This window comes from Mycobacterium sp. E2497 (assembly GCF_001668695.1).
Taxonomy (GTDB): domain Bacteria; phylum Actinomycetota; class Actinomycetes; order Mycobacteriales; family Mycobacteriaceae; genus Mycobacterium.
The window spans coordinates 1-8,457 of sequence record NZ_LZKD01000127.1; the positions used below are offsets into that span (position 1 = coordinate 1).

General features: G+C 71.1%; 7 protein-coding genes and 1 pseudogene. All 8 read right to left on the bottom strand.

Annotated elements, in window-relative coordinates:
- Positions 1-117 precede the first annotated feature (117 nt).
- Positions 118-1,062 (bottom strand): Ppx/GppA phosphatase family protein, encoded by a 945-nt coding sequence (locus A5713_RS10260; protein WP_068095239.1) that lies wholly within the window; start codon positions 1,060-1,062, stop codon positions 118-120.
- A complete protein-coding gene (locus tag A5713_RS10265) occupies positions 1,056-1,544 on the bottom strand; it encodes a DUF501 domain-containing protein (protein WP_068095242.1) in 489 nt (162 codons plus the stop codon). Before A5713_RS10265 ends, A5713_RS10260 begins: the two co-directional genes overlap by 7 nt.
- A complete protein-coding gene (locus A5713_RS10270; RefSeq protein WP_233214818.1) occupies positions 1,537-2,244 on the bottom strand; it encodes a septum formation initiator family protein in 708 nt (235 codons plus the stop codon). Before A5713_RS10270 ends, A5713_RS10265 begins: the two co-directional genes overlap by 8 nt.
- Positions 2,225-3,514 (bottom strand): phosphopyruvate hydratase, encoded by a 1,290-nt coding sequence (gene eno / locus A5713_RS10275; RefSeq protein WP_067920283.1) that lies wholly within the window; start codon positions 3,512-3,514, stop codon positions 2,225-2,227. Before eno ends, A5713_RS10270 begins: the two co-directional genes overlap by 20 nt.
- Before the next feature lie 70 nt (positions 3,515-3,584).
- A complete protein-coding gene (locus tag A5713_RS10280; protein WP_102420125.1) occupies positions 3,585-4,313 on the bottom strand; it encodes a lytic transglycosylase domain-containing protein in 729 nt (242 codons plus the stop codon).
- Between the two features lie 103 nt (positions 4,314-4,416).
- The gene (locus A5713_RS10285) at positions 4,417-5,436 is read right to left on the bottom strand and encodes a nucleoside triphosphate pyrophosphohydrolase (protein WP_068095244.1); all 1,020 of its coding nucleotides are present in this window, start codon (positions 5,434-5,436) and stop codon (positions 4,417-4,419) included.
- 29 nt (positions 5,437-5,465) lie between these two features.
- Positions 5,466-5,537, bottom strand: a pseudogene (locus A5713_RS29675) (hypothetical protein); the annotation flags it as partial.
- Positions 5,534-8,457: transcription-repair coupling factor (mfd, locus tag A5713_RS10290; RefSeq protein ID WP_068095246.1), on the bottom strand; the 2,924-nt coding region annotated here is incomplete at its 5' end. The gene mfd and the pseudogene A5713_RS29675, both read right to left, overlap by 4 nt.

The window sequence follows — 8,457 nt, forward strand, 5'->3', positions numbered from 1 at the left end:
CCGGTGTGGCGGGTGTGACTCGACCCCGCTATCCCGAGCGCCCCGCCGACCGAAAGTCGCTGTGAGGCGGGCACATCGCCGCTTCCCCCGGCGAGAAACGCATGTGGCCGCTGTGACTCAGCTCGCGACCGACAGCACGATGCCGTCCAGGATGTCGTGCTCGCTGACGGTCAGCTCGTCGATGCCGGCGCGGGCGCGCAACTCGCGCGCCAGTTCCTCGACCACGATCGCGCCGCCGCCGATCACGTCTGCCCGCCCCTCGTGCATGGGCCCCAAAGCGGCGCGCTCGGAGCGGGTCATGCCGATCAGCCGCTCGCACACCGCCAACAGGTCGCCGCCGGGAACGCGCGAAAGGTGAATGGCCGCAGAGTCATACGCCGTCATGTTGTGGGCCAGCGCGGACAATGTGGTCATCGTCCCGGCCAGCCCGACCCAGGTCCGCGCGCCCTCGACGGACACCACGCCCAGCGCGACGTCCAGCCGCTCGCGCACCACCGCGCGGGCCGCGGCCACCTCATCGGGCGTCGGCGGGTCCGAGTGCAGGCAGCGCTCGGTCAGCCGCACGCAGCCGATGTCGGCCGAGTAGCTCGCCGTCACCGACTCACCACCCACCACGATCTCGGTGGATCCGCCCCCGAGGTCCACCACTACGAAAGGCCCAGCCGCAGGGTCTAATTCGCCGACCGCACCGCGGAACGACAGGGCGGCCTCCTCGGCCCCGGTGATCACCTCCGCCACCGCGCCCGGCACCGCCGCGCTCAGCACGTCGGCCGTCATCGCGAAGAAGACGTCGCGATTGGCGACGTCGCGAGCGGCCGAGGTGGCCACCATCCGCACCCGCTCGACGCGGTGGCGGCGCAGCAGCTCGGCGTAGTCGCTCAGCGCCTGCCGGGTTCGGGCGATCGCCTCCGGCGCGAACTGGCCGGTCGCGTCGACACCCTGGCCCAGCCGCACGATCCGGGTCTCCCGGTGCACGTCGCGCAGGCGTCCGTCCGTCACGTCGGCGATCAGCAACCGAATCGAGTTGGTGCCACAGTCGATTCCGGCGAGCCTGCTCACCATTGCCCCGCCACCAGAATGCCGGTCATTGCGGGCTCGGGCGCCAGAATGGCCAGCGCCTCATCGCCGAGCGGGTTGCACCCCGGCCCCTTGGCCAACGAGTGCGCGATCAGCACGTGCAGGCACTTGACCCGGTCCGGCATTCCTCCCCCGGAAAACGTGGTGCCCAACGGCTCGATCGCGTCCCGCTCGGCCAGATACGACTCGTGGGCCCGCCGATACGCGGCCGCCAATTCGGGGTCGTGCCGCAGCCGCTCGGACATCTCGCGCATCAACCCCGTCGTCTCCAGCCGGCTTGCGGCCGCGGTCAGTACCGGATGTGTCAGGTAGTACAACGTCGGAAAGGGCGTGCCGTCAGGCAGTTTCGGCGCGGTCTTCACCACTGCAGGCTCACCGTTGGGGCAGCGGTAGGCGATGTCGAGCACGCCGCGTGGCTCACGCCCGAGCTGACGCGCCACGGCCTCCAGATCGGCACGCTCAACCACCGGGCGCCGTGGGGTTCGGTGCGGCCGGTGGGACGGGACCGCCCGGGCCCGGTTGCGACGGAGGGACTTCCGGCGGCGGCACATTGGCCGGCGGCAGGTGCGGCGCGTCGGCGATGGTGTGCCACAGCGCGGTGTACCAGGGATCGGTGTTGGCGGGTTTCGCCGCCTGCCCCCCGGGTTCGGACGGGGTGGCCCCCGACGGCGCAAGCTGCACCTGGAACGGGATGTCGCCCGGCTTCACGAATCCGAGCCGCTCGCGCGCCTGCGCCGCGATGTAGGCCGGATCGCCGAGCTTGGCCTTTCTCTGCTCGAGGTCGGCGATCTGCCGGCGCAGCGCGGCTTCGCTTGCCGTCAACTGATTCATCTCGGTGCGCTGCGCGAAGTAGGTGCGCACCGGGCCGGCGATGGTCAGCGTCAGCACGCAGATGACGGCGGCCAGCACCGCCGCGCGCCGGGCGGTGAAACCCAACCGCTGCTCGGACCGTTGCTCGACGGACTCGGCGACCTGCCGCTTGATCGGCTCGACCACATGCTCGAAAGCCGACCGCGCGCCGGCCTGCTTCGCGGTCGGCGAGGGCTTGGAGGCCGGCTTGGTGGTGCGGCGGCGCCGAACCGAATCCCCGGCCTTCCCCGGACGCGATGCCGGGGAGCGCCGTTTCGGATCCGGCTTGGCGGGCAAGCTATTTGGCCTCCGGCGCATACCGCGGGAACGCCAGATCGCCGGCGTAACGGGCGGCGTCGCCCAGCGCCTCTTCGATCCTCAGCAGCTGGTTGTATTTGGCGACCCGCTCGCTGCGGGCGGGCGCACCGGTCTTGATCTGCCCGCTGCCGACGGCCACCGCCAGGTCGGCGATCGTGGTGTCCTCGGTCTCGCCGCTGCGGTGGCTCATCATGGTGCGGTACCCGCTGTGGTGGGCGAGCGAGACGGCGTCGAGGGTCTCGGTCAGCGTGCCGATCTGATTCACCTTGACCAGCAACGCGTTTGCGACACCCTTCTCGATGCCTTCCTCGAGGCGCTCGGGATTGGTGACGAAGATGTCGTCGCCGACGATCTGCACGCGGTCACCGATCGACGCCGTCAGCGCGGCCCAGCCGGCCCAATCGTCCTCGGACAGCGGGTCTTCGATGGACACCAGCGGATAGGAGCCGAGCAGCCCGGCGTAGAACTCCGCCATCTGCTCGGCGCTGCGGGTGCTGCCCTCGAAGGCGTATCCGGTGCCGTCGGTGTAGAACTCGGTGGCGGCGGCGTCGAGGGCCAGCGCCACGTCGACGCCCAGCTTGAAACCGGCGGACTCGATGGCCCGGCCGATCAGGTCCAGGGCCGCGGTGGTGCCGGCTACGTCGGGCGCGAAACCGCCCTCGTCGCCCAGGCCGGTGCTCAGGCCCTCCTTCTTCAGTACCGACTTGAGCGAGTGGTACACCTCGGCGCCCCAGCGCAAGGCTTCGGCGAAGCTCGGAGCGCCGATAGGTGCCACCATGAATTCCTGGATGTCGACGGCGGTGTCGGCGTGCGCGCCGCCGTTGAGGATGTTCATCATCGGCACCGGCAGGATGTGCGCGTTCGGCCCGCCGATGTAGCGGAACAGCGGCAGCTCGGCGGAGTCGGCGGCGGCCTTGGCGACGGCCAGCGACACACCGAGGATGGCGTTGCCGCCCAGCCGGGACTTGTCGGGGGTGCCGTCGAGGTCGACCAGCGCCTGGTCCACCAACCGCTGGTCGTCGGCGGCCAGGCCGATGACCGCCGGGCCGATCTCGTCGAGGACGGCCTCCACGGCCTTGTGCACGCCCTTGCCGCCGTAACGCTCACCGCCGTCACGCAACTCGACGGCCTCGTGCTCACCGGTCGACGCGCCGGACGGCACCGCCGCGCGGGCAAACGTCCCGTCCGCCAGGGCGATCTCGACCTCGACCGTCGGGTTGCCGCGGGAGTCGAGGATCTCGCGGGCCCCGACCTGCTCGATAATCGGCACTGAGTTTCTCCTTGTGTTCCGTAGCTGGTGCCGGCCTCGCCGCCGTTAGCGTAAAGCCTGGTACATCCTGCTACAGCGGGTGACCCGCCGCATAAGCGGTCGCCCAGTCGCGCACCGCCCGCGCGTAGACGCCGGAGTTGTTGTAGGCCCGCAGCGCGGTGATCCAGCCGCGCGGTGTGGCCAGATCCTTGCCCCGCCAACACAGGTAGCCGGCCGCCGCGAGGGCGGCATCGTCGATGTTGTCCGGGCTGACGCGGCCGTCGTTGTGGGCGTCCACGCCGTACAACCGCCAGGTCTCGGGGATGAACTGCATCGGGCCCATGGCGCGCACCACCCCGTCGTCGTCCGTGGCCGGTTCCTCGCTGTCGACGATGCGCAGGGTGCCGCCGCTTCCATCCAGGCGGACACCGCGAATCGGGGGGCTGACATCCCCGTTGGGCGCCAGCCGCGCGCCGCGATAAGTGCCGTGGTGGCTCTCGACCTGCCCGATGCCCGCCAGCGTGGTCCACGCGATGTGGCACCTCGGGTTCTCGACCTCGGCGACCCGGGCGGCGTACGCGTAGGCCTCCAATGCGATCACGGGAATCTCCAAGGTGGCCGACCGTTGCTCGGCCCAGGCCCGAAGCTGGTCCGCGGGCCGGCCGCTGGCGTGCGTGTCCACCGGCGGCACCGGAGCCCCGGCCGGCGGCGGGACGCCCTCCGGGATGAACAGGCTGAGCTGCCACGTGCAGCTGGAGGCCAGCAGCATCGCAGTCGCGCCGATCACGGCGGCCGCGCGCAACCAAGGCCTCGGCGACACCATGCTGGTTAAAGCTCCCTCGGACTCCCCTGCACCAAATTCCGCCCCACCATCGTCCCATGGGTTCCGGTGTGCCCGGCCGCGTTCGGGCTGCAGCGCACGATCAGGCGTCGTCGGCCGCGGCGTCCACCGCGGATTCGTCGACCGCCTCGTCGGGCATGGCCGGCTCGTCGGCGGCGGCCCCGGCCGAGGGCCAGTGCTCACGCCACTCGTCTTCCGTGATCTCCCCGAGCGGGGCCACGTCGAACTCCTCGGGGACGCCTACGCCGCGGCGCGTGGCGGCGATCGCCCGCTCGACCTCGCGGACCGTGTCGACGAACTCCAGCACGGCGGTGCGCAGCGCGCCTTCCGCGTCGCCGTCGGCCGACACGGAAACGGAGGTGATCTCGGCGGGGACGAGGTCGGCGGGCAGGCCGGCCTTCTGGGCCCGCTCGATCACCTTCTGCGCCAGGGCCAGCGCCGGCTGCCCGGTGTGCACGTCGTCCATCACGGATTTCCGCGGCTTTTCGGCCGCCTTGCGCTCTTCCCACTGGGCCAGCTGCTCTTCCAGCGAAATGGTCTGCCCCGCAAGCACACCCGGAACCCGGTTGCCCAACTTCCGCATCAGCGTGACCGCGACGTCGTCGATGGTGAAGGGCAGCTGCGGGGCATCCTCGGCGATGCGCGCGTGAAAGAGCACCTGCAGCAACACGTCGCCGAGTTCTTCCCGCAGCTGGTCGGCGCTGCCGCTGCGCACCGCGTCCAGCAGTTCGTAGGTCTCCTCCAGCAGGAATCGGCGCAGGGAGTCGTGGGTTTGCTCGCTCTCCCACGGTCCGGCGGTGCGCAGCTTGTCCATCATCGCGACCACGTCGACCAGACGTTCGCCGCGCGGCGTCTCCGGTGCGGAGATCAATCGCGCGCCCGCGGACAGCCGGGCGGTGACGGCGGGATGGTCGGGGTCCGACGACAGCAGCACCGGCGCCGGATCTTCGGGGTCCCCGGCATGCACCGGGCGCGCCGCGGGCAGCGACCACGGCACCGCGACGGGCATCTCCTCGGTGTACTGCACCTCTCCGCCGAGGTGCTCAATGGCCTCGACGGGCACCAGCGACGGGCGCCGCGGGTCGCACAAGACGACGATCATGGGCGCCTCTCCTCTCCCCCGCAAGCGGGAGGTACCCCCACATCGCTTCGTCCCCCGCAAGCGGGTGGTGCCCCCACCGCATCGTCGCCGGCGCGGATCATCGCGCTTGCCGTTCCTCACTGGACATCGGTGCAGGTGAACCCGTTATACCAATATCGGTCTGGGGCTTACCTTCCAGCGCCGTCACCAGGTTGGCCACCATCTGCAGCAATTCGACGTCGCGGATGCGTGCGGCGCCGACCCCGCCCGCCCGCGGGATGGGCACCTGCACGGTGGACGTCGTGGCGCGGTAGCTCGCGGCCGGATACATCCGCTTGAGCCGCACCTGGGCCGAGTCGGGCAGCGTCATCGGCGACAACCGCACGGTCGCCGCCGACGGGGCCGACACCTCGGTGATGCCGGCGGCGCGGCACAGCAGCCGCAACCGCGCCACCGCGACCAGGCGCAGCGCCGGTTCGGGCAGCGCACCGTAGCGGTCGACGAGTTCCTCGATGACGGCGCCGATGGCCGCGTCGTCCGAAGCGGCGGCCAGGCGACGGTAGGCCTCCAGCCGGAGCCGGTCACTGGCGATGTAGTCCGGCGGCAGGTGCGCGTCCACCGGCAGGTCGATGCGCACGTCCTTGGGCTCCTCGGCGGTGGTCACCGTCTGCCCATCGGCGGCGGCCCGATAGGCCTCCACGGCCTCCCCCACCAGCCGCACGTAGAGGTCGAAGCCGACCCCGGCGACGTGCCCGGACTGCTCGACGCCCAGCACGTTGCCCGCCCCCCGGATCTCGAGGTCCTTCAGCGCCACGGCCATGCCCGCGCCCAGTTCGTTGTTCTGCGCGATGGTCGCCAACCGGTCGTAGGCCGTCTCGGTCAGCGGCGCGTGCGGCGGATACAGAAAGTAGGCGTAGCCGCGCTCGCGGCTGCGCCCCACCCGGCCGCGCAGCTGGTGCAGCTGCGAGAGCCCGAAGGTGTCGGCGCGCTCGACGATCAGCGTGTTGGCATTCGAGATGTCCAGCCCGGTCTCCACGATCGTGGTGCACACCAAGATGTCGTACTCGCGGTTCCAGAAGCCCTGCACGGTGCGTTCCAGCCGCTCCTCGGGCATCTGCCCGTGCGCGACGACCACCCGCGCCTCCGGGACCAGCTCGCGGACCCGGGCGGCCGCGCGGTCGATCGAGCTGACCCGGTTGTGCACGTAGAACGCCTGCCCGTCGCGCAGCAACTCGCGCCGCAGCGCCGCCGCGACCTGCTTGTCGTCCTGGGGGCCGACGTAGGTCAGCACGGGGTAGCGCTCCTCGGGCGGCGTCAGGATCGTCGACATCTCGCGGATGCCCGCCAGGCTCATCTCCAGGGTCCGCGGGATCGGCGTGGCGCTCATGGTCAGCACGTCGACGTGAGTGCGCAACGACTTGATGTGCTCCTTGTGCTCGACGCCGAACCGCTGCTCCTCGTCGACGACCACCAGGCCCAGATCCTTCCAGCGCACCCCCGTTTGCAGCAGCCGGTGGGTGCCGATCACGACGTCCACCGACCCGTCGGCCATGCCCTCGATCACAGCGCGGGACTCGGCGTTGTCGGTGAACCGCGACAGGCCCTTGACGGTCACCGGGAAGCCGGCCATCCGGTCGGTGAACGTCTGCAGGTGCTGATCGGCCAGCAGCGTGGTGGGCACCAGCACCGCGACCTGCTTGCCGTCCTGGACCGCCTTGAACGCCGCGCGCACCGCGATCTCGGTCTTGCCGTAGCCGACGTCGCCGCAGATCACCCGGTCCATCGGGATGGGCTTTTCCATGTCGGCCTTGACCTCGGTGATGGCGGTGAGCTGGTCGACGGTCTCGGTGAAGCCGAACGCGTCCTCCATCTCGGCCTGCCAGGGGGTATCCGGCGCGAACGCGTGCCCCGGGCTGGCCTGCCGCTTGGCGTACAACGCGACGAGCTCGCCGGCGATCTCGCGCACCGCGCGGCGGGCCTTGGTCTTGGTGTTGGCCCAGTCGCTGCCGCCCAGCTTGGAAAGCGCCGGCGCCTGCCCGCCGACGTAGCGCGACAGCTGGTCCAGCGAGTCCATCGGGACGTAGAGCTTGTCCGACCCACCGCCGCGCTTGCTGGACGCGTACTCCAGCACCAGGTACTCGCGCCGGGCCCCGCCGACGGTGCGTTCGGTCATTTCGACGAAGCGGCCGATGCCGTGCTGGTCGTGCACCACCAGGTCACCGGCCGTCAGCGCCAGCGGGTCGACGGTGTTGCGGCGCTTGGCCGCCAGCCGCTTGCCCTCGACGGCGGTGGCCCGGCTGCCGGTCAGGTCGGTCTCGGTGATGATGACCAGGTTGGCGCCGGGGATGATGACACCCTCGTGCAGCGGGCCCTTGAGGACGCTGACGATCCCCGGTTTGAGCGTGGTGTCCGCCGCGTCCGGTTCCAGCATGGCGGCGGGAGTGTCGGAGTCGGCGAGCCGCTCGACCACCCGATGCGCGGTCCCGACGCCGGGCGCGACCACCGCGGCGTAGCCGCCGGTCGAGACGTGGGCGCGCAGCATGGCGAAGATGCCGTCAATGTCGTGCTGATGCCCGCGGGCCGACGGCGCCGACCGGATGTCCAGCTCCACCGCGGACTCGTCGGACAACTGGCTCAGCGTCCACCACGGGTGACCGGACTTCGCCGCCGCGGCGCGCACGTCGTCGAGCTCGGCGAAGCCCGATCCGCCGAACTGCGTCACGTCCACGGGTGCGTCCGTGCCCAGCGCCGCGACCGACCAGGACGCCTCGAGGAATTCGCTGCCCGTCTTGATCAGGTCCGCCGCCCGGGTGCGGACCTTTTCGGGGTCGCACAGCAGCACCGGCGTGCGCGGGGCCAGCTGGTCGGTCAGCAGCACGTGCTCGCCGGGCCGCAGCACCGGCAGCAGCGCCTCCATTCCGTCGACCGCGATGCCCTCGGCCAACTTGGCCAGCATGTCGGTGACGCTGCCGGTGATGGCGGGCTCGGCGCCCGAATGCCGGGCGGCCAGCGCCGCGGCCCGTTCCCGGACGTCGTCGGTCA